Below are 22,528 nucleotides of genomic sequence, written 5' to 3' on the forward strand. Positions count from 1 at the left end.
TGCATTTCTTATTCATTAAAAAGAATAAATATCGATTTGTTTAGATCTTAAATGAATATTAAAAATGTGTTCACTGGACCTCGGCGACGATCGGGACGACCATCGCCCACAAGGTTCGAGAAGGCCTTGAGTTGCTGCACAAAGAGGGAAACTTCGAGGAGGGTTTACGGGGGTGAGCCTGACTTGAAAACGCAAAAGCCCCGCCCGGCGAGATGCCGGGCGGGGCTTTTTATTTCAGTTACGCGAGCGCTATTACAACAGCGGGATCGAGTAGCTGACGATCAGACGGTTTTCGTCCTGGTCGCGTTGGCCTGGGACGTCGTTGCGCCACATGGCGTTTTTCCACGTGAAGCCCAGGTTTTTCAGTGCGCCTTCCTGGACTACGTACGCCAGGGTCAGGTCGCGCTCCCACTCGGAGCGGCCGGAACCGGCCACAGCGGTGCTGGTGCTGCTGATGGTGTCGATGTTGTCACCGCGCAGGTAAACGATGCCGGCAGTAGCGCCTGGCAGACCAACCTTGGCGAAGTCATACGAGTAGCGAGCTTGCCAGGTACGTTCGCCGGCACGGGCGAACTTGGCAATCTGCGAGTCGGTAATGATGTAAGCCGACGAGCCATCACCCTGGTTCAGCCAAGGAAAATCGCTGCTGCCATTGCTGACCTGATAACCACCACCGAAAGTGTGACCGGCAACGGAGTACAGGAACAGGCCGCTGTACAAGTTGTTGTCGACCTTGCCTTTACCCGCTTTGAAGCCTTGGTAGTTACCGGAGCTGAAGTAAGCCGAGTCGTGACCGTTGGCACCGTCATCGGAGCTGTTGAAGTAACGCAAGTCAGACTTCAACACGCCCGGGCCGATGGCCCAGTTGTGAACCAGACCCAGGAAGTGTTGCTTGTAGAAATCTTCCAGGTTGCCGTAGTAGTACTGGGCAGTCAGGTCTTTGGTGATTTTGTAGTCACCACCGCCGTAGATGAACTTGTTGCTGTCACGGCCAGTAGCGGTGGGAGAGTTCGCACCGGCAATCGACAACTCTTCGTTGTTGCTGGAGTTACGACCTTTGGCGTGCTCGATCTGACCACCGACCACGGTCAGGTCCTTGATCTCGTTCGAGGTGATCTGGCCGCCCTGGAAGGTTTGCGGCAGCAGACGGCCATCGTTGGTCACGATAACCGGCAGTTTTGGCTGCAGAGTGCCCAACTTCAGTTCGGTCTGGGAGATCTTGGCTTTGGCAGTCAGGCCCAGGCTGGAGAAGTTATCAACCGCTTCGCCGTTGGACTTGCTTGGGAAAACAGTGCCGCCGTAAGAAGTCGAAGTGGCGCCGTTAGTGCCGCCGCCCGTATCCAGACGCACGCCCAACAGGCCGATAGCGTCGATACCGAAGCCAACGGTACCTTGGGTGTAGCCAGAGATGAAGCGCAGGTCGAAGCCTTGACCCCATTCTTCGTTTTTGCTCTGAACACCGTTGGCCTTGTTGGCAGGAGTGCCAGCAGCACTGTCACGGTTATCGTTATTGATGTAGAAGTTACGCAGCCCCAAAGTAGCTTTGCTGTCTTCGATGAAACCGGCGGCGCCTGCCTGCTGCGCCAAAACCCCTACGGCCACAGCCAGGGCCAAGGTGGACTTGTTCATTTGCTTCGCTCCTATCGTTTCTAATTTTTGAGGTCCTGGGTCGAATGCCCTGGATCCTGAAATGCTCGGTTAGTGCCAGACCGTGTGACTACGGCGATGGCCTGACCCTGTGATTTTGGCCCGCATGATAAACACAAAAAGAATTATTTAATCATTTTTCATGCCATTCAGGCATATAGCTTCGCGCTATTACTCTGAGTCGGGACACAAGGTATCGGCTCAGAAGCCACTCACTTTAGGCGTTTGGCTTAAAAGCTAAAAAGAATAAAAAATTACTACATAAGCTCTATTTGGAATATTGAAAAAACACAAAAAAAAACCTCGCCGGCGGGCGAGGCTTTTTCTGATGGCTATTACAAGAAGCTGTAGGTGTAGTTGAAGATCAGACGGGTCTGGTCTTGATCAAAGGTGCTGGTGTTGCCACGGTAGGTACCGTGACGCAGTGTTGTACCAAACCCTTTAAGTGCACCCGTTTGAATCACGTAGTCAATACGCGCGTCGGTCTCGTGCTCACTCAGGTCTTTACCAGTACCGTTGGTAGCCTTGATGTCTTGACCATTCAAGTACGCAATCGAAGCTTTCAAACCCGGCACGCCCAGTGAGGCGAAGTCATAGGAGTACTGACCGAACGTGGTGTTTTCACCGGCACGGATAAAGCTGCCAACCGTGGCGTCGGTAAACGAGTAGAAACTGGCGCCGCCGGCACCTTCTGGACGACCGCCATCGACAAGGCTGCCTTGGTTCAAGAAAACGAAGCCGCCGTCATCGTTGACACGCTGGTGCCCGAGCAGGAACGCGTTGCCACCCAGGGTGTAGGTGAACATGGCGCTCCAGGTCTTGTTATCAACCTCGCCCGGGTTCTTGGCAAAGCCGTTGTTGTTGTTGAAGCGGTAGCCCACATCGCCGTTCTTACCGTCAGAACTGCTATCGAAATAGCGAATGTCGGTCTTGAAGGATTGGTTAGGGGCGATCGGGTAAACGTGCACCAGGCCGAGGAAGTTCTGCTTGTAGTAGTCTTCCAGGTTCGCATAGTAGTACTGCAGCATGAGGTCTTTGGTGACCTTCCAGTCAGCACCGGCGTATTGGAATTTGTTGCTGTCCTGAGTACCGCCAGCCACTGCCAGGCCAGTTCTGTTGGAGGAGGCGCGACCCGACGCGTGCTCCAGTTGACCCAAGTTGAAGGTCACATTGTCAATTTCCTTCGAGGTGATGGTGCCACCGTCAAAGGTCTGTGGCAGCAAACGGCTGTCGTTCGCGATCAGGATCGGCAAGTTAGGTGCCAGAGCGCCACCTAAGTGGGCCTCGGTCTTCGAGAAGCGGGCCTTGACGTTACCATCTAAACGGCTCCACTCATTCGCCGCCGAACCATCGGAATCGCTAGGGAAGAATGAGTTGTCGTTACCGCTAGGGTGATGCCCCTTGCCGCCATCCAGGTGGATACCGACCAGTGCCTGGGCGTCGATACCGAAACCAACAGTACCTTGGGTAAAACCGGACAGGTAATCGAACTTGAGCCCTTCAGCGGTTTCTCGCTGTCTGTTTTTAGCAACGCTCGGACCTTCACGCATATCAGCGTCGTAATACATGGTGCGAGAGCTGACGGAAGCCTTGCTGTCTTCCAGGAAACCCGCGGCGCCTGCCTGCTGCGCCAAAACCCCAACAGCCACGGCCAACGCCAAGGTCGACTTGTTCATTGTTTCGCTCCTATCGTTTCTAATTCTTGTGTTCCTGGCCTCGGCTCGATGCCCGAGATCCTAAGATGCGCGATTAGCGCCAGACCGTGACTCACAAGTCAATCGTAACTTTGTGTGTCTACGACCATAGTCTAATCCCCAGTAAATTCATTCCTTGCCGGGCCATAAGCCCAAAAAGAATCACCCAATTCTTTTTCATACCGTTTAGGAATTTAGCTCTGCACTTTCCCATTGAACCGGGACGCGGCACCGGCTCATAAGCTAATTCCTAAAGGGTATTTGTTAGCCTTTTTTTAGATCGATTAGCTTTGATGCAATTCACGATCAATCCCTATCGAAAGGCAGCGCCATGACCACCAAACGCGCACTATCCGGTTCAATTGTTACAGTTTGTGTATCGCTAATAATATCTTTTAGCGCTCACGCGGCGAACCTCACGATCGGTTATCAAACCGGCATCGACCCCAGCAAAGTCCCCCAGGCAGACGGACTGTACGAGAAAACCATAGGCCAGAAAATTGACTGGCGTCGTTTCAATAGCGGCCCGGAAGTGGTTACGGCCATTGCTTCCGGCGATGTGCAGATTGGCAACCTCGGCTCCAGTCCGCTGGCAGCCGCTGCTTCGCGCAATCTGCCAATCGTTGCGTTCATTGTTTCCGCCCAAATCAACGCCGCGGAAGCACTCGTGGTGCGCAACGGCAGCGGCATCGATAAACCGGAAGATCTGATCGGCAAGACCATCGCCACACCCTTCGTTTCAACCTCCCACTACAGTTTGCTGGGTGCGCTGAAGCACTGGGGCCTTGATGCCTCGAAAGTCAAAGTAGTGAATTTGCAACCGGCGGAAATCGCGGCAGCCTGGAAGCGTGGTGACATCGATGGTGCGTTTGTCTGGTCACCCGCGCTGGGGGAAATTCGCAAGACCGGCAAGACCTTGACTGACGCGGCACAGGTCGGCCAATGGGGTGCACCGACCTTCGAGGTCTGGGTCGCGCGCAAGGATTACGCCGAGAAGCACCCAGAGGTTGTGGCCAAATTCGCCAAGGTCACGCTGGACTCGTTCGCCGACTATGCCGCACATAAAGACAGCTGGACCGCTGACTCGGTACCGGTGCAAAAAATCGCCAAACTGACCGGTGCCAATGCCGTCGATGTGCCGGAGTTGCTGGCCGGTTCCACGTTCCCGGATGCTAAAGCCCAACAGACCACCGCGCTGCTGGACGGCGGCACGGCGAAGGCGATTGGCGAGACGGCGAAGTTCTTGAAGGAACAAGGGAAGGTTGAAACGGTGCTGCCGGATTATTCGCCGTATGTCAGCGCGAAGTTTGTGCAGGATTAATGATCATTGACCGTCCCCACGCTTTGCGTGGGAACGGTCAGAGCCGGTTCAGAGGGTTTTTTCGAAGATCTTCGAATTACGCTGATAGTTGTACAGCGACGCCCGCGCTGATGGCAGACGTTCAACACTGCTCGGCACAAACCCACGCTCGCGAAACCAGTGAGCGGTCCGGGTCGTCAGTACGAACAAGGTTTTCAGCCCCTGCGCCCGGGCGCGGGTTTCGATGCGCTCCAGCAGTTCGTCACCACGACCGCCATGGCGGTATTCCGGGTTCACCGCCAGACACGCCAACTCCCCCGCATCCGAATCAGCAATCTGATACAGCGCCGCACACGCGATGATCATGCCTTCGCGCTCGACCACACTGAACTGCTCGATCTCACGCTCCAGCACCTCGCGGGAACGCCGCACCAGAATGCCCTGCTCTTCCAGCGGGCTGATCAAGTCCAGCAAACCACCGACGTCTTCGATCGCCGCTTCGCGCACAACCTCGAATTGCTCCTGGGCCACCAGCGTACCGCCACCGTCTCGGGTGAACAGCTCGGTCAGCAGCGCACCGTTTTCGGCGTAGCTGACGATATGACTGCGCGCCACACCGCCGCGACAGGCCTCAGCGGCCGCATCCAGCAGCTCAGCCTGATAGTTGCTGCCCAGACGCTGCAGATGCGCCGGCACTTGTTGCGGACGCAACTCACGCACCAGACGACCGTTTTCATCGATCAAACCCAGGTCGGCGCCGAACAACAGCAGCTTGTCCGCCCCCAGATCGATGGCGGCGCGGGTGGCGACGTCTTCGCAGGCGAGGTTGAAAATCTCACCGGTCGGCGAGTAACCCAGTGGCGACAACAGCACGATGGAACGCTCATCCAGCAGGCGATTGATGCCCTTGCGGTCGACCCGACGCACTTCGCCGGTGTGGTGATAGTCGACGCCTTCGAGCACGCCGATCGGCCGCGCCGTCACCAGGTTGCCGCTGGCCACCCGCAGACGCGAGCCCTGCATCGGCGATGAAGCCATGTCCATCGACAGCCGCGCTTCGATGGCGATGCGCAGCTGGCCCACCGCATCGATCACACACTCCAGCGTCGCGGCATCGGTGATGCGCATCCCGTGGTGGTAATGCGGGGTCAGGCCGCGCGCAGCGAGGCGGGTTTCAATTTGCGGACGGGAACCGTGAACCAGCACCAATCGCACGCCCAGGCTGTGCAACAGCACCATGTCGTGGACGATATTGCCGAAGTTCGGGTGCTCCACACCGTCGCCGGGCAACATGACGACGAAGGTGCAATCGCGGTGGGCGTTGATGTAAGGCGAAGCGTGACGAAGCCAATTAACGTATTCGGGCATGAACCTGGGCCTGTAATAAATAGCAGCCAAAAAATGGGCGAAACAGAAAAACGCACAGCGGGCTGATGGTTATCGTCGGAACAGGCTTGGCGACACGCGCGCTCTCCTCATGAATACGGGTTGGGACACGGGCGATTTATACGAGAGGCGCCGGTGTCAGGCAGTAATGTTCAATCAGTTGACGTAATAGATGCACCGTAGGCTGCAAACGTGACATTTCGAGGTATTCCCCCGGTTGGTGCGCACAGGCGATGTCGCCAGGGCCGAGCACCAGGGTTTCGCAGCCAAGACGCTGAAGATAAGGCGCTTCGGTGCCGAACGCCACTGCTTCGGCACGATGGCCGGTGAGCTTTTCAGCGACCCGGACCAATTCTGCATCCTCGGCCTGCTCGAACGGCGGCACTTCGGGGAACAGCGGCGCGTAATCGATCTTCACCTGATGCCACTCGGCAATGGGCTTGAGCTTCTGCAGAATCTCCGCGCGCAGGGCATTGGGGTCCATGCCCGGCAACGGGCGCAGATCAAACTCCAGCGAACACTGGCCGCAAATGCGGTTGGGGTTATCGCCGCCATGGATGCAGCCGAAATTCAGGGTCGGCGTCGGCACGCTGAACTGTGGATTACGGAATTCACGCTGCCACGCCAACCGCAAACCACGCAGTTCACCGATGGCATCGTGCATGGCTTCGAGGGCGCTGTGGCCAAGGCGCGGATCCGAGGAGTGGCCGCTCTGGCCGAGGATGTCGATGCGCTCCATCATGATGCCTTTGTGCATGCGGATCGGTTTCAGCCCGGTCGGCTCGCCGATCACCGCCGCACGACCGAGCGGACGCCCGGCTTCCGCCAAGGCACGAGCGCCGGACATCGAGCTTTCTTCATCACAGGTAGCAAGGATCAACAGCGGTTGCTTGAACGGTTGATCGAGCAGCGGTATGACGGCTTCGATGGCCAGCGCGAAAAAGCCCTTCATGTCGCAACTGCCCAGACCCACCCAGCGGCCATCGACTTCGGTCAGCTTCAGCGGATCGGTCTGCCATAGCGCGCCATCGAACGGCACGGTGTCACTGTGACCGGCCAGCACCAGGCCACCGGGACCAGAACCGAAACTGGCCAGCAGATTGAATTTGCCGGGGCTGACCTGCTGGATGTCGCAGGTAAAACCCAGATCGCCGAGCCACGTCGCCAGCAAATCAATCACCGGACGGTTGGTTTGATCGAGGCTGGCCTGCGTACAGCTGACGGACGGCGCAGCGATCAGCGCAGCGAACTGATCTTTCATGGATGGCAAAGGCATCGCTGACTCCCAACTCCCGATTTGAACTCCATCATAGAACCATCCGGCGACAGGAATAAACCGTCGCGGCGCGTAGGTTTGGTCAGTGCTGTACACTGCACGACCTTGGCAGCCACACATTCCCCCCGGCTGCGCTCCCGATCCTGGATTTTCCGGCCATGCAGAAAGAAACCGAAATCAAACTCCGCGTCAGCCGAGAAACTCTCGCGGCCCTGCGCGAGCACCCGCTCCTGAAAAAACGCAACAAAAGTGGCTGGGAACGCCGTGAGTTGATGAATCAGTACTTCGACACGCCTGAGCGCGACCTGGCCCGCGCCAAGGTTGCCCTGCGCCTGCGCCGCGACGGCGAAGAAGTGATTCAGACCCTCAAGACCCGCGGCCAGAGCGTTGCCGGTCTGTCCGTGCGTAACGAATACGACTGGAACCTGCCCAAAGCCAAGCTCGACGTGAAGAAACTCGACGGCGAATGCTGGCCCGAAGAACTCGCCGAACTGGAAAAGAAAACCCTGAAGGCGATCTTCACCACCGATTTCGTCCGCGAACGCGCTGAAATCGCTTGGGGCCGTGGCAAGACCAAAGTGGTCATCGAAGCTGCGCTGGACTTCGGCCACGTGGTGGTCGGCAAGCAGAAAGAAGAAATCTGCGAGCTGGAACTGGAACTGCGCGAAGGCGAGCCGGCCGCTCTGCTGGAACTGGCCGCCGAACTGGCCGCGACCCTCGCCCTGATGCCATGTGACATCAGCAAGGCCGAGCGTGGTTATCGCTTGTACGACGCCAACAGCTATTCGTTGAGCCTGCCGGCGCCGCAGATCAGCGCTGAAACCCCGCTGGACGACGCTTTCGCCGCGCTGAGCTGGCACTTGCTGAGCAGCAGCCAGCGCCTGGCCGAGCAGTATCGTTTCAACGGCCACTGGCGCCTGTTGCAGGACTGGGTCGAAAACCTGGCTGAATTGCGCGCGCTGCTGAGCAGCCTGGGTCAAGCCGCGCCACGTCAGTCGACGCACGATCTGCGCGTCGCGCTGGATGCCTTGCTCGAAGACTGGCGCCCGCTGGTGCAAGCCGGTGTCGACGACGAAGACGTACGCAAAGCCGCGCCGGAGCAGTTCCTCGAAGAACTGGAAGATCCGCGTTGGGGCCTGTTCTCGCTGAACACTTCGCGCTGGTTGCTGGCCCGCACCTGGGCTGCCGATCGCAACGTCCGTGGCAATCGCCAGGGCGCTGCGCAATTGGGCAGCTGGTTGCCGCGTTTGCTGGGTGAAGAAGCGACTTCCCTGCAACTGCAGCGTTATCAGCAACAGCCGGAAGACCTGGCCGAGCAACTGCCGCGTATCGAGCGTATCCAGGCCTGGTTACACCACGCCCGCAGCGTGCTGGACATCCCGGAAATGGATCGCCTGTACGGTGAGCTGAAACAGCTTGCTCAATTGGCCAACGAGCCGATCACCGATGAATCGCTGGATGCGCGCAAGCAGCAGGCGATTGCGGTGTATCAGAATCGTGCGTGGAAGATGCTGCTGCGTATGTGATACCGCCTTCGCGAGCAAGCCCGCTCCCACATTTGATCTCGGTCGTACACAAATTCTGTGTCCACTGAAAATCTCATGTGGGAGCGGGCTTGCTCGCGAAGAGGCCAGCACTGTCACCGCAAAACCTCAGACTGGCAAACTCGTCGTGGACTTTATCTCCGACAACGCCACGATCGAATTCACCTCCTGAATCCCCGGCACCATCGACAGCTTCTCGAAGAAAAACCGCTCATACGCCTCGATGTCCGCCGTCACAATCCGCAGCAAGAAATCCACCGACCCCATCAGCACATAACATTCCAGCACTTCGGGAAAGCCGCGAATCGCCTCGGTGAATTCGGTGAAGTTCGAACGCCCGTGAGCGTTGAGTTTGATTTCGGCGAAGATCTGCGTGTTCAGACCGATTTTCTTCCGGTCGAGCAAGGTCACCTGCCCACGAATGATCCCCTCCTCCTTCATCCGCTGAATCCGCCGCCAGCATGGCGACTGCGACAACCCCACCTGTTCCGCAATCTGCGCACTGGAAAGTGAAGCGTCCTCTTGCAGCAACGCGAGAATCTTGCGGTCGTAGCCATCCAGCTCGCTGTGCATAAAAAAACCTTTGATTGATAACTTACCGAATCAAGCAATTCAAACAATCGCCAATAAGCCCAATCATAGATAAGAAATGCCCGGCACCGAATGTAAAAATTCCTCCAGTGATTTTGGAGACCAACCATGCCGCATCTAGAAGCCGTCAACACCCCGCACACCCGCGCCGATGTCTGGAACGTCAGCAACGCCCACTGCCGCGTTCACTATCAAATGCTGGCCGAGGCCGAACCGGATCTGCTGTGCCGAGTGCTCAACCTGTTCGCTTTGCAGTTTCTGACGCCGCAACAGGTCAACGTGCAGAGGATGGACGATCTGCTGTCGATCGACATCGTGATGGACGGCCTGAGCTGGCATCGCGCCCAGGTGATTGCGGAAAAATTACGTAACCTGATCAGCGTCTGTTCGGTTGAGCTGCAAGCGGCTGATTGCGCGTGGGATGAACCGGCTCAGGCGGCAGGCTGAAAAAACTCGACACGGCTTCGTCGCGTAGTGGCCCAACGGTCTGCGGCTCCGCGACTATCCTTTGCGAACTGTTGTTCATGAGGAGCCCGCATGTCCGTTCAACTTGCCATTCAGGACCGCTGGCTGGATCTCAATGATTTGCTGCGTGAACTGGTCGCCCAAGGTTTCATCAGTCAGGACTCGGCCGAACACGCGCTCAATGCTCGACGCCGTCACGCCGCGAATGGCCAGATGCACCCGCTGGAATTCATCGCCAGCCAACTTCTGGACGATCTCAGCCGTCCCGGCAAACACCTCGACCTGGAAAGCCTGACGCTTTGGCTGTCGCAGCAGGCCGGCCAGCCTTACTTGCGCATCGACCCGCTGAAAATCAACGTGGCGGCGATTACGCCGCTGATGTCCTACGCCTTTGCCCAGCGCCACAAGATTCTTGCGGTGTCTATCGACCGCGACGCAGTCACCGTGGCCAGCGCCCAGCCCTACGTCACCGGCTGGGAAGCCGACCTGACCCACGTGCTGAAACTGCCGATCAAGCGTGTGGTGGCCAACCCGGTCGACATCCAGCGTTTCAGTGTGGAGTTTTTCCGCCTGGCCAAATCGGTCAGCGGCGCGACCAATGCCGATCAGCAGATGAACACGCTGGGCAACTTCGAGCAGTTGCTCAACCTCGGCGCCAGCGACCAGGAACCCGACGCCAACGACGCGCACATCGTCAACATCGTCGACTGGTTGTTCCAGTACGCGTTCCAGCAACGCGCCAGCGATATCCACATCGAACCCCGGCGCGAACAAGGCACGGTGCGCTTTCGCATCGACGGCGTGCTGCACAACGTCTATCAATTCCCGCCACAAGTGACCATGGCCATCGTCAGCCGCCTGAAAAGCCTCGGGCGGATGAACGTCGCGGAAAAGCGCAAACCCCAGGACGGCCGGGTCAAGACCAAAACCCCGGACGGTGGCGAAGTCGAGTTGCGGCTATCGACATTGCCTACTGCATTCGGCGAAAAAATGGTCATGCGGATCTTCGATCCGGAAGTACTGCTCAAGGATTTCGATCAGCTGGGCTTCTCCGCCGACGATCTGCGCCGCTGGCAAGACATGACTAGCCAGCCCAACGGCATCATTCTGGTCACCGGCCCGACCGGTTCCGGCAAGACCACCACGCTGTACACCACCCTGAAAAAACTGGCGACGCCGGAGGTCAACCTCTGCACCATCGAAGACCCGATCGAAATGGTCGAGCCGGCGTTCAACCAGATGCAGGTCCAACACAACATCGACCTGACCTTCGCCGCCGGTGTGCGCGCACTGATGCGACAGGATCCGGACATCATCATGATCGGTGAGATCCGCGATCTGGAAACCGCTGAAATGGCGATCCAGGCTGCGCTCACTGGCCACTTGGTGCTGTCGACGCTGCACACCAACGATGCGCCGAGCGCGATCAGCCGCTTGCTGGAGCTGGGCGTGCCGCATTACCTGATCAAAGCCACGGTGCTCGGCGTCATGGCCCAGCGCCTGGTCCGTACCTTGTGCCCGCATTGCAAGGCACCGCTGACCCTGGGTGAAGAAGACTGGCAAACCTTGACCCGACCTTGGCAGGCACCGTTGCCGAACAACGCACATCGCGCCATCGGTTGCCTTGAATGCCGCGATACCGGTTACCGCGGCCGCGCCGGGGTCTACGAAATCATGCAGCTGACGGACGGCGTCAAAGCGCTGATCAACCCCGACACCGATTTGCTGGCGGTGCGGCGTCAGGCGTTCAAGGAAGGCATGCGCAGTTTGCGGTTGTCAGGAGCGCAGAAAGTCGCAGCGGGTTTGACGACGATTGAGGAGGTGCTGCGAGTAACGCCGCAGAGCGAACAAAAGTAGGCGCGGCCGTCATGGAACTCGATTGGGGGATTGGCAATCAAACGCCGTAGTTAACCCAGTGGAGTCACCCAATATGCGTCTCAAACTTGCTGTCGCTACCATCGCCTTGTTGTCCCTTCCTGTCGGTTCGGCGATGGCCGATAGCTTTTGGCGTAACGTCATCTCATCCGGTGCGACCACCGGTTCGACCTACCTGACCTTCAAGGATCACAAGCTGATCGTTGCCGCCCAGGACGATGCTGGCAGCTTTGTCGCCAGTGACGGCGGCATTCGCGGTCCATACCTGGAGGCCGCGATGCAGAAAGTCCGCGCCGACAACCCTGGCCTGCAGGCCACGGACATGGAACTGGCGAACGCGATCCTGGCGAAGAACGCCGTGGCTTCGGAATAAGATTTACTGCTGAACAAAAATGCCGCTCCCATGAGCGGCATTTTTTTGCCCGCTGCAAAACCCCTGTGGGAGCGGGCTTGCTCGCGAAGGGGCCATAACATTCAACATTGATGTCGACTGTCAGTACGCTTTCGCGAGCAAGCCCGCTCCCACACTCGATTGGCGTTTCCCGGGGGATCAGCGGTAATCGTCCACCGGGACACATGCACAAAACAAATTGCGGTCACCGTAGACATTGTCCACCCGGTTCACCACCGGCCAGTACTTATGCGCCTTGGTATGAGCATCCGGCGTCACTGCCTGCTCGATGCTGTAGGGCCGCTCCCAAACCCCGGTGATATCCGCCAGGGTATGCGGTGAACGTTTCAGTGGGTTGTCATCGGCCGGCCAGTTACCGTTTTGCACCTCGGTGATTTCCGCGCGGATACTCAGCATCGCCCCGATAAACCGGTCCAGCTCTGCCTTCGATTCACTTTCGGTCGGTTCCACCATCAACGTCCCCGGCACCGGAAATGACATGGTCGGCGCATGGAAGCCATAGTCCATCAGGCGCTTGGCGACGTCCTCCTCGCTGATCCCGGTCAGCGCCTTGAGTGGCCGCAGGTCAAGAATGCATTCGTGAGCCACCCGCTCGTTGCGCCCGGTGTAAAGCACCGGAAACGCCCCGGACAAATGCTGCGCCAGGTAATTCGCGGCGAGGATCGCCACCTCACTGGCATCCGCCAATTGCGGCCCCATCATCGCGATGTACATCCAGCTGATCGGCAGGATGCTCGCACTGCCCCAGGGCGCTGCGCTGACTGCGCCGTTCTGCGCCAATGGCCCGTCGATCGGCACCACCGGGTGATTGGCCACGAATGGCGCCAGATGCGCCCGCACACCAATCGGCCCCATGCCCGGCCCGCCGCCACCGTGGGGAATGCAGAAAGTTTTGTGCAGGTTCATATGGGACACGTCGGCACCAATGTCCGCCGGGCGCGCCAGTCCGACCTGAGCGTTGAGGTTGGCGCCATCCATGTACACCTGGCCGCCGTGGCTGTGGATAACTTCGCAGATTTCGCTGATGCCTTCTTCGTACACGCCATGGGTCGAAGGATACGTCGCCATCAGGCAGGCGAGTTTGTCTCCGGCCTCTGCGGCTTTGCCTTTGAGGTCATCCAGATCAACGTTGCCCGCCTCGTCGCATTCGACGATCACCACCCGCATACCGGCCATCTGCGCCGACGCCGGGTTGGTGCCGTGGGCCGAGGACGGGATCAGGCAGATATCCCGGGCACCTTGATGGCGACTCTCGTGATATTTGCGGATCGCCAGCAACCCGGCGTACTCGCCTTGGGCGCCAGAGTTGGGTTGCATACAGATCGCGTCGAAACCGGTAATCGCGCAGAGCCAGCGCTCCAGCTCTTCGATCATCAACGAATAACCGACCGCCTGCTCTTTCGGCACAAACGGGTGCAGGTTGGCGAACTGCGGCCACGTGATCGGAATCATCTCGCTGGTAGCATTGAGCTTCATGGTGCAAGAGCCCAGCGGGATCATCGATTGATTGAGCGCCAGGTCCTTGTTCTCCAGTTGCTTGAGGTAGCGCAGCATCTCGGTTTCGCTGTGATGAGCGCTGAACACCGGGTGACGCAGATAAGGCGAGGTACGCAGCAAACCTGCGGGAATGCCGGAAGTAAGGACTTCAGCATCCAGTTCATCGACGTTGAGCCCATGATCGGCACCGAGGAACACATCAAACAACTTCGCGACTGTGGACTCGTCAGAGGTTTCGTCGAGGCTCAGCCCCAACTGCCCGCGTCCGAGGATGCGCAAGTTGATCTGCGCGGCCTGGGCGCTTTCGATGATTGCTGTCTGAGTACCACCGACCTCCAGCGTCAGCGTGTCGAAAAAGTGTGTGTTGAGGCGGGTGATGCCGTGGCGCTCCAGGCCAGCGGCGAGGATGCTGGTCAGCCGATGGACGCGCTGGGCAATGCGTTTGAGCCCTTCCGGACCGTGGTAGACCGCATAGAAACTGGCCATGTTGGCCAGCAGCACCTGAGCGGTGCAAATGTTCGAGTTGGCTTTCTCCCGGCGAATATGTTGCTCGCGGGTTTGCAGGGCCATGCGCAAAGCGACGTTGCCGCGAGCGTCCTTCGACACGCCGATGATCCGCCCGGGAATCGCCCGCTTGTACTCATCGCGACTGGCAAAAAACGCCGCGTGAGGCCCGCCGTAACCCATGGGCACGCCGAAACGCTGAGACGAACCGAACACCACGTCGGCGCCCAACTCCCCCGGCGGCGTCAGCAACAGCAAACTCAGCAGATCGGTTGCGACACACGCCAAGGCTTGCTGCGCATGCAGATGATCGATCAACGGACGAAGATCGCGGATTTCGCCGTGGGTATCGGGATATTGCAGGAGCGCGCCGAACACCTGGTGCTGTTTCAAGTTATCCACAGTGTCGATGATCAGCTCGAAGCCGAACCCTTCTGCTCGGGTCTGCACCACGGAAATGGTCTGCGGGTGACAGTTTTCGTCGACGAAGAACAGATTGCTTCTGGACTTGGCGACACGCTTGGCCAGTGCCATGGCTTCCGCCGCCGCCGTGGCTTCGTCCAGCAGCGAGGCATTGGCCAGCTCCAGGCCCGTGAGGTCGATGGTCAATTGCTGGAAGTTCAGCAGCGCTTCGAGCCGGCCTTGGGCGATCTCTGGTTGATACGGTGTGTACGCGGTGTACCAACCGGGATTTTCCAGCACGTTGCGCACAATGACGGTGGGCGTGAGGGTGCCGTGGTAGCCCATACCGATCAGGCTGGTCCAGACCTGGTTTTGCTCGGCGTAACCGCGCAGTTTGGCCAGCGCGGCTTCTTCGTCGAGCGCGGGCGGCAGGTCGAGCGGCCTGTTCAGGCGGATTCCCGGCGGCACCGTCTGCTCGATCAACTCGACCCGACTGCCGAGGCCGAGGCTGTCGAGCATCGCCTGTTGCTCGGCGGCATCGGGCCCGAGGTGGCGGCGAAGGAAGGCATTGGGGTCGCGTAACTGACTCAAGGACGGCAACTGGGACATGACGGGCTCTCTCTTGACTGGCGCTCAACGTCGATGCAACACGGTCAAACCAGCATAGCAGTCGATACCCGAGCGGTTGGCGTGGCGCCGTCGACCAATCCGGATCATCATGCTCGGCGCACGCCTAATATCCGCCGATCGGATTTCTGAACTCATGAATCAACTGCCTTTCCTGCCTTTCTCCAAACCCACCATCGACGAAGCCACGATTGCCGCTGTTGGCGACGTATTGCGCTCGGGCTGGATTACCAGCGGCCCCAAGGTCCAGGCCTTTGAACAACAACTCTCGGAGTTTTTTGGCGGGCGCCCGGTGCTCACTTTCAATTCCGGCACCTGCACCATGGAAATCGCCTTACGCATTGCCGGGGTCGGGCCGGGCGATGAAGTGATCACCACGCCGATTTCCTGGGTGGCCACCGCCAACGTCATTCTGGAAGTCGGCGCTACGCCGGTGTTTGCCGACATTGACCCGATCACCCGCAACATCGACCTGGATCAGCTGGAAGCGGCAATCACCCCGCGCACCAAAGCGATCATTCCGGTGTACCTCGCCGGTTTGCCAGTGGACATGAGCCGGTTGTATGCGATCGCCAAAAAACACGGATTGCGGATTGTCGAAGACGCCGCGCAAGCCTTGGGTTCGAGCTGGAACGGCCAGCGCATTGGCTCGACCGGCGATTTCGTGTCCTTCAGTTTTCAGGCAAACAAAAACGTCACCTCGTCAGAGGGCGGCTGCCTGGTATTGAACAATGCCGAGGAAGTGCGACTGGCGCAAAAGTACCGTTTACAGGGCGTCACCCGCAGCGGCTTCGATGGACTGGACGTTGATGTGCTGGGCGGTAAGTTCAACATGACCGACGTTGCAGCGGCTATCGGCCTTGGGCAATTTGCTCACATCGAAGCAATCACTGCTCATCGCCGTGAACTGGCCAGGCACTATTTCGCTTGTTTTGGCGAGGATTTCGAAGCGTTGTACGGGGCTCAACTGCCCCCGGCGGATTTCGAGAACAGCAACTGGCATTTGTTTCAGCTGGTGCTGCCTGAGCGCAGGGATGGCCAACCGGCAAGGGCTACCTTCATGGAGCAGATGCAGGCATTGGGCGTCGGTATCGGCTATCACTATCCGCCGATTCACCTGCTGAGCCTTTACCGCGAGCGCGGGTTCAAGGAAGGGATGTTTCCGGTCGCCGAGCGGGTCGGTCGTCTGATTGTTTCGCTGCCGATGTTCACGGCCATGAGCAAAGCGGATGTCGAGCGTTCGGTGGCAGCGGTGAAGGCGGTACTGAAGCCGTAAACCGACCATTGTAGGAGCTGCCGAAGGCTGCGATCTTTTGATCTTCGCTGTTTAAAGATCAAAAGATCGCAGCCTTCGGCAGCTCCTACACTGGGCGAGGATTACTCGCCGATAGCGCCTTTGTAGCCAGCTGCATCAAGCAGCTTGTCCAGATCGCCAGCGTTGCTTGGCTTGAGCTTGAAGATCCAGGCACCGTACGGGTCGGAGTTGAGCAACTCAGGGTTAGCGCTCAGTTCTTCGTTGATGGCTATCACTTCACCGGCAACCGGGGAGTAGATGTCCGAAGCGGCTTTAACCGACTCCACCACACCGGATTGATCACCGGCAGCGAAGACTGTTCCGACTTCAGTCAGCTCAACGAACACCACATCGCCCAAGGCTTCCTGAGCGTGATCGCTGATGCCCACGGTGACGGTGCCATCGGCTTCGAGACGGGCCCACTCGTGACTTTCGGCAAAACGCAGGTCGGCAGGAATATCGCTCATGTTCTGTGTCCTCAAGAGAATTGTCAGCGGTCGTTGCCCGCCAGAAAAGGTTAGATCAAGGTTTTGCCATGGCGTACGAAGGTCGGTTTGACCACTCGGACCGGGTACCACTTGCCACGGATTTCCACTTCTGCGCGGTCGGCTGTTGCCATCGGCACGCGCGCCAGTGCTATCGACTTGCTAAGCGTAGGAGAGAAACTACCACTGGTGATCTCCCCTTCGCCAACATTGGCGATGCGGACCACTTGATGAGCGCGCAAAACCCCACGCTCCTCAAGGACCAGACCGACCAGTTTGTGCTGCACGCCACCCGCCCGCTCGGCTTCCAGAGCACTGCGACCGATGAACTGGCGAGTGGCCGGTTCCCACGCAATGCACCAGGCCATGTTGGAGGCCAGTGGTGAAACGTCTTGATGAATGTCCTGACCGTAGAGGTTCATGCCGGCTTCAACCCGCAGAGTATCGCGCGCCCCAAGGCCGATCGGCGAGATGCCCGCGCCCACCAGATCGTTGAAGAAGCCTGGCGCTTGACTGGCCGGCAGAACGATTTCCAGGCCATCTTCGCCGGTGTAACCCGTGCGCGCGATGAACCAGTCACCATCGGCCTGGCCTTCGAAGGGCTTGAGCATCTGAATCAAGTTGCCGCGGGACTGGGTCACCAGTTCGGAGATTTTGTGCCGGGCCTGAGGGCCTTGAATGGCCAGCATCGCCAGCTCGGAGCGCTCGTTGAGCCGCACCTTGAAACCATCGAGGTGAGCCTGCATCCAGGCGAGGTCCTGATTACGGGTGGAGGCGTTGACCACCAGCCGATAACCTTCGTCGAGACGGTAGACGATCATGTCGTCGACGATGCCGCCGCGCTCGTTGAGCATGGTGCTGTACAAGGCACGGCCAGTGCTGTGCAGACGTTCGACGTCATTGGCCAGCAAATGCTGGAGCCAGGCCTTGGCCTGAGGGCCGCTGACATCGATCACGGTCATGTGGGATACATCGAAAACCCCGCAATCGCGACGCACCTGATGGTGTTCCTCGACCTGCGAGCCGTAATGCAAAGGCATATCCCAACCGCCAAAATCGACCATCTTCGCGCCGAGGGCGAGATGAAGGTCATACAGAGGCGTGCGCTGTCCCATGGGTTTCTCCTTCCGGGCGTGGCGAAGGTGCGGGCCGGTGCTGCACGGGGTGAAAGCCTTGAAATAAAAGGCTTTCAGCCGATTTCAGCTACCTGGTCTGTAGGACGGACCGCACCGAATGCGGCGCATTGTAGCCTCAAGGTGTAGGACTGGCACCTAGGCGTTTCGATGCGCTGAACGTCGAATCAATCCGATGACCGGTAGCAGGCCGACCAAAACCAGGGTCAGGGCCGGCAACGAGGCCCTCGCCCACTCGCCTTCGCTGGTCATTTCGAAGATGCGCACCGCCAGCGTATCCCAGCCAAACGGGCGCATTAGAAGGGTCGCGGGCATTTCCTTGAGCACATCGACGAACACCAGCAACGCAGCGCTCAACGTTCCTGGCAGTAATAACGGCAGATACACTTTGAAAAACAGTCGTGGCCCACTGACGCCAAGGCTACGTGCCGCTTCGGGCAAAGATGGCCGTATTCGCGCCAGACTGCTTTCCAGCGGCCCATAAGCCACCGCGATGAAACGCACCAGATAGGCCAGCAACAACGCCGACAGGCTGCCCAGCAACAATGGCTTGCCGGCACCGCCCAGCCAACCCGATAACGGGATCACCAGTTCGCGGTCCAGGTAACTGAACGCCAGCATGATCGACACTGCCAGCACCGAACCCGGCAAGGCGTAGCCGAGGTTGGCCAGGCTGATGCCGGAGCGGATCACTCGGGTCGGGGCCTGGCGCCGGGCAAACGCCAGCACTAAAGCAACACTGACGGTAATCAGCGCTGCCATACCGCCCAGGTACAGGGTATGGACGATCAGCCCCGCGTAACGCTCATCCAGGTCGAAGCGCCCGCGCTGCCAGAACCACACCGCCAGTTGAAGCACTGGAATGACGAAAGCGCAGGCGAACACCAGACCGCACCAACTCATGGCCGCCAACGCCTTGAAACCGCGCAGGTGATACAGCGCCTTGACCCGAGGTCGTTCGTTACTCGCCCGGTTGGCCCCGCGAGCACGACGCTCGCCGTACAGCACGACCATCACCACCAGCAGCAACAGGCTGGCCAGTTGCGCGGCGGTGGAGAGGCTGAAAAATCCGTACCAGGTCTTGTAGATGGCGGTCGTGAACGTGTCGAAATTGAACACCGACACCGCACCGAAATCCGCCAGGGTTTCCATCAGCGCCAGCGCCACGCCAGCGCCGATGGCCGGGCGCGCCATGGGCAGCGCAACTCGCCAGAACGCTTGCCACGGGGATTGCCCCAGGACGCGCGCCGCTTCCATCAGGCCTTTGCCCTGCGCCAGGAACGCGGTTCGCGCCAACAGGTAAACGTAAGGATAGAAGACCAGCACCAGGACCAGAATCACGCCGCCGGTGGAGCGCACGCGCGGCAACCTCAAACCCGTGCCGAACCATTCGCGCAACAGGGTTTGCACGGGGCCGGCGAAATCCAACAGGCCGACGAAGACGAATGCCAGTACATAAGCCGGAATCGCAAAAGGCAGCATCAGCGCCCAGTCCAGCCAACGCCGACCGGGGAATTCGCAGAGGCTGGTGAGCCAGGCGAGGCTCACACCCAAGAGCGTCACGCCGATACCGACGCCGAGCACCAGGGTCAGGGTGTTGCCCAGCAGGCGCGGCATCTGGGTGTCCCAGAGGTGGGACCAGATTTGATGATCGATGGTTTGCCATGACAACAGCAAAACGCTCAGTGGCAGCAGGACCAGCGCAGCGATGGCGAAGACTAGGGGGTACCAGCGGCGTTGGGCGGGGTGGGCCAAGGAAAAGTCTCAGGGTGTGGATCAATAGAAATGATTGTGCCCACGCTCTGCGTGGGCACACATCTTGTGACGCTCTGCGTCACGCTTCGACGCGGAGCGTCGGGGGATGCATTCCCACGCAGACGGTTCGACGCCTCGACGTGGGAACGATCAGCGGTGGAGTCAGTTCCAACCCGCCCGATCCATCATCCGAATCGCTTCAGCCTGACGCTTACCGGCAATTTCCACAGGCAAGGTATCGGCGACAAACTTGCCCCAGCTCGCCACTTCTGCAGAAGGCTGAACGGCAGGGTTGGCCGGGAATTCCTGGTTCACGTCAGCAAAGATCTTCTGCGCTTCAGGTGTGGTCATCCATTCCACCAAAGCCTTGGCTGCTTCCGGGTGCGGGGCGTGTTTGGTCAGGCCGATGCCCGACAGGTTCACGTGCACGCCACGGTCGCCCTGGTTCGGCCAGAACAGCTTCACCGCCAGATCAGGCTTCTGCTTGTGCAGGCGACCGTAGTAGTACGTGTTGACGATACCGACGTCGCATTGACCCGCGTTGATGGCCTCCAGCACCGCGATGTCATCCGAGAACACGTCGGTAGACAGGTTACTCACCCAGCCCTTGAGAATCTTCTCGGTTTTGTCGGCGCCATGGACTTCGATCATGGTGGCGGTGAGGGACTGGTTGTAGACCTTTTTCGCTGTGCGCAGGCACAGACGGCCTTCCCAGTTCTTGTCGGCCAGACCTTCGTAGGTGGTCAACTCACCGGGTTTCACCCGATCGGTGGAGTAAGCGATGGTCCGCGCCCGTAGGCTCAGGCCAGTCCAGGCATGGGCGGATGAGCGGTATTGCAGCGGGATGTTGGCGTCGATCACCTTGGAAGTGAACGGTTGCAGGATGCCCATTTGCTCGGCCTGCCAGAGGTTGCCGGCATCGACGGTCAGCAGCAGGTCCGCGGTGGCGTTCTCGCCCTCGGCCTTGATCCGCTGCATCAGCGGTGCTTCCTTGTCGGTGATGAATTTCACCTGCACGCCGGTTTTCGCGGTGTAGGCATCGAAGACCGGCTTGATCAGCTCGTCGATACGCGAGGAGTAAACCACCACCTCGTCAGCGGCCTGGGCAGCAGTGCTGCCAATCAGGGTCAGGGCGAGTGCGGTCAGTAGACGCTTCGGTACCAGCATGGGAGCGATCTCTCGATTGAAAAATTGAAGCCAAATGATATGGACTCACATTTAGGTTCTCAATCGAACAGTTCGCGGAGGAGTTACCAGATGTTGCACAGGTTGGGATGTGTGGTGAATGTACCGACGTCTTCGCGAGCAAGCCCGCTCCCACAGTTGAAATGCATTCCCATGTGGGAGCGGGCTTGCTCGCGAAGAGGCCATCAGCCGCAATGAAGATGTCAGGCCTTGGCGAGTGCCGGCAAATCCCCGATCAATCCCAGCGCTTCACGCACGAACAGCGCCTTGGCTTCGGGCATCTGGTCGACCATCTTCAACCCGGCATTGCGCAACCAGCGCACCGGCAACGGATCAGCCTGGAACAGACGCTCGAAACCCTCCATCGCCGCCATCAATGCCAGGTTGTGAGGCATGCGCCGACGTTCGTAACGGCTGAGCACTTTCACATCCGCCAGACGCTCGCCACGCGTGGCCGCTTGCAACAACACTTCGGCCAGCACGGCGGCATCGAGGAAACCGAGGTTCACGCCCTGCCCGGCCAGCGGGTGAATGGTGTGCGCCGCATCGCCGATCAACGCCAAACCTTCAGCCACATAACGCTTGGCATGACGCTGCCGCAGCGGCACGCACAGACGCGGGTCGGCGCTGAGCACCGTGCCGAGTCGGCCTTCGAAGGCCCGCTCCAGCTCTTTGCAGAAACCTTCGTCGTCCAGCGCCATCAGGCGTTCGGCTTCGCTCGGCGTGGTCGACCAGACGATCGAACACCAATCCTGCTGACCGTCACGTTCCAGCGGCAGAAACGCCAATGGACCGTTATCGGTGAAGCGCTGCCACGCGGTCAGTTGATGAGGTTTGGCGCTGCGCACGCTGGTGACAATCGCGTGGTGCATGTAGTCCCACTCGCGCGTGGCCATGCCGGTCAGACGCCGAACGGCGGAATTAGCGCCATCCGCCGCGATCACCAAAGGTGCACGCAAGGTGCGGCCATCGGCCAGGGTCAGCAGCCAGTCATCGCCGGAGCGACGCATCTGTTCCAGACGCGCATTGGCCAGCATTCCGAGGTCACAGTCGTGCAAGCGGTCGAGCAAGGCGTCCTGAACCACGCGGTTCTCGACGATATGCCCCAGCACGTCGGCATGCACACTGGCCGCCGAAAAATGGATTTGCCCGGTGCCGCTGCCGTCCCAAACGTGCATGTCGGTGTAAGGGCTGCTGCGCCGATTGGCGATGCCGTCCCAGACGCCCAGACGTTCAAGAATCCGCTGGCTGGCAGTCGATAAGGCGCTCACTCGCGGCTCGAACGAAGCCTGGGCATCGAAGGGTTTGACACTCATCGGGCTGCCGTCCAGCAGCAGGACTTCCAGTCCGCTGTCCTGCAACGCCAGCGCCAGGGCGCTGCCGACCATTCCGGCCCCGACAATCAGCAGATCTGCGCGCATTTCCATGCTTTAAGCCTGTCTCGCTTGCGGCTTGA

17 protein-coding genes are annotated in these 22,528 nt (G+C 59.2%); 6 read left to right on the plus strand and 11 right to left on the minus strand.

Features of this window, described 5'->3' with window-relative positions; all coding sequences use genetic code 11:
- Window positions 1-252: 252 nt before the first annotated feature.
- On the minus strand, window positions 253-1,629 hold the full coding sequence (locus ACYZTZ_RS26695; protein WP_462000159.1) for an OprD family porin: 1,377 nt from the start codon (window positions 1,627-1,629) through the stop codon (window positions 253-255).
- Between the two features lie 353 nt (window positions 1,630-1,982).
- Window positions 1,983-3,323, minus strand: a complete 1,341-nt coding sequence (locus tag ACYZTZ_RS26700) for an OprD family outer membrane porin (protein ID WP_056738817.1) — start codon at window positions 3,321-3,323, stop codon at window positions 1,983-1,985.
- Between the two features lie 349 nt (window positions 3,324-3,672).
- On the opposite strand from ACYZTZ_RS26700, the gene tauA reads away from it, so the two are divergent.
- Window positions 3,673-4,662 (plus strand): taurine ABC transporter substrate-binding protein, encoded by a 990-nt coding sequence (gene tauA, locus ACYZTZ_RS26705; RefSeq protein ID WP_056738816.1) that lies wholly within the window; start codon window positions 3,673-3,675, stop codon window positions 4,660-4,662.
- A gap of 48 nt (window positions 4,663-4,710) precedes the next feature.
- Here the strand turns inward: tauA and argA are convergent, their stop codons facing one another.
- Together argA and argE are read right to left on the minus strand one after the other, a co-directional pair.
- Entirely contained in the window at window positions 4,711-6,009 is a 1,299-nt protein-coding gene (gene argA / locus ACYZTZ_RS26710; protein WP_046045140.1) for an amino-acid N-acetyltransferase, read from the minus strand.
- 136 nt (window positions 6,010-6,145) lie between these two features.
- On the minus strand, window positions 6,146-7,303 hold the full coding sequence (argE, locus tag ACYZTZ_RS26715; RefSeq protein ID WP_462000160.1) for an acetylornithine deacetylase: 1,158 nt from the start codon (window positions 7,301-7,303) through the stop codon (window positions 6,146-6,148).
- A gap of 158 nt (window positions 7,304-7,461) precedes the next feature.
- Between argE and ACYZTZ_RS26720 the strand changes: the two genes are divergently transcribed.
- Window positions 7,462-8,829, plus strand: coding sequence for a CYTH domain-containing protein (locus ACYZTZ_RS26720; RefSeq protein ID WP_462000161.1), 1,368 nt, complete (start codon window positions 7,462-7,464; stop codon window positions 8,827-8,829).
- Between the two features lie 126 nt (window positions 8,830-8,955).
- On the opposite strand, the gene ACYZTZ_RS26725 is transcribed toward ACYZTZ_RS26720, so the two are convergent.
- On the minus strand, window positions 8,956-9,420 hold the full coding sequence (locus ACYZTZ_RS26725; protein WP_046045137.1) for an Lrp/AsnC family transcriptional regulator: 465 nt from the start codon (window positions 9,418-9,420) through the stop codon (window positions 8,956-8,958).
- 126 nt (window positions 9,421-9,546) lie between these two features.
- Here ACYZTZ_RS26725 and ACYZTZ_RS26730 point away from each other — a divergent pair, with 126 nt between their 5' ends.
- The 3 genes from ACYZTZ_RS26730 to ACYZTZ_RS26740 all read left to right on the plus strand — a co-directional run bounded on the left by ACYZTZ_RS26730 (window position 9,547) and on the right by ACYZTZ_RS26740 (window position 12,151).
- Window positions 9,547-9,885, plus strand: coding sequence for a hypothetical protein (locus ACYZTZ_RS26730; protein ID WP_462000162.1), 339 nt, complete (start codon window positions 9,547-9,549; stop codon window positions 9,883-9,885).
- 90 nt (window positions 9,886-9,975) lie between these two features.
- Window positions 9,976-11,760 (plus strand): GspE/PulE family protein, encoded by a 1,785-nt coding sequence (locus ACYZTZ_RS26735; protein WP_462000163.1) that lies wholly within the window; start codon window positions 9,976-9,978, stop codon window positions 11,758-11,760.
- 73 nt (window positions 11,761-11,833) lie between these two features.
- Complete coding sequence (locus ACYZTZ_RS26740; protein WP_010466645.1) at window positions 11,834-12,151, plus strand: DUF2388 domain-containing protein; 318 nt, start codon at window positions 11,834-11,836, stop codon at window positions 12,149-12,151.
- A 177-nt stretch (window positions 12,152-12,328) separates the two neighbouring features.
- Here the strand turns inward: ACYZTZ_RS26740 and gcvP are convergent, their stop codons facing one another.
- Window positions 12,329-15,202, minus strand: coding sequence for an aminomethyl-transferring glycine dehydrogenase (gene gcvP / locus ACYZTZ_RS26745; RefSeq protein WP_462000164.1), 2,874 nt, complete (start codon window positions 15,200-15,202; stop codon window positions 12,329-12,331).
- 154 nt (window positions 15,203-15,356) lie between these two features.
- On the opposite strand from gcvP, the gene ACYZTZ_RS26750 reads away from it, so the two are divergent.
- Window positions 15,357-16,496, plus strand: a complete 1,140-nt coding sequence (locus ACYZTZ_RS26750; protein ID WP_462000165.1) for a DegT/DnrJ/EryC1/StrS family aminotransferase — start codon at window positions 15,357-15,359, stop codon at window positions 16,494-16,496.
- A gap of 101 nt (window positions 16,497-16,597) precedes the next feature.
- On the opposite strand, the gene gcvH is transcribed toward ACYZTZ_RS26750, so the two are convergent.
- From gcvH to ACYZTZ_RS26775, 5 genes are all read right to left on the minus strand, one after another.
- Window positions 16,598-16,981, minus strand: a complete 384-nt coding sequence (gcvH, locus tag ACYZTZ_RS26755) for a glycine cleavage system protein GcvH (protein ID WP_462000166.1) — start codon at window positions 16,979-16,981, stop codon at window positions 16,598-16,600.
- A gap of 50 nt (window positions 16,982-17,031) precedes the next feature.
- The gene (gene gcvT / locus ACYZTZ_RS26760) at window positions 17,032-18,114 is read right to left on the minus strand and encodes a glycine cleavage system aminomethyltransferase GcvT (protein WP_462000167.1); all 1,083 of its coding nucleotides are present in this window, start codon (window positions 18,112-18,114) and stop codon (window positions 17,032-17,034) included.
- Between the two features lie 156 nt (window positions 18,115-18,270).
- Complete coding sequence (locus ACYZTZ_RS26765; RefSeq protein WP_462000168.1) at window positions 18,271-19,887, minus strand: ABC transporter permease; 1,617 nt, start codon at window positions 19,885-19,887, stop codon at window positions 18,271-18,273.
- Between the two features lie 162 nt (window positions 19,888-20,049).
- Window positions 20,050-21,054 (minus strand): extracellular solute-binding protein, encoded by a 1,005-nt coding sequence (locus ACYZTZ_RS26770; protein ID WP_046053772.1) that lies wholly within the window; start codon window positions 21,052-21,054, stop codon window positions 20,050-20,052.
- Window positions 21,055-21,275: 221 nt separating this feature from the next.
- Window positions 21,276-22,493, minus strand: a complete 1,218-nt coding sequence (locus tag ACYZTZ_RS26775; RefSeq protein ID WP_462000717.1) for a 2-octaprenyl-3-methyl-6-methoxy-1,4-benzoquinol hydroxylase — start codon at window positions 22,491-22,493, stop codon at window positions 21,276-21,278.
- Window positions 22,494-22,528: the final 35 nt, after the last annotated feature.

The organism is Pseudomonas sp. LB3P58 (assembly GCF_054897895.1).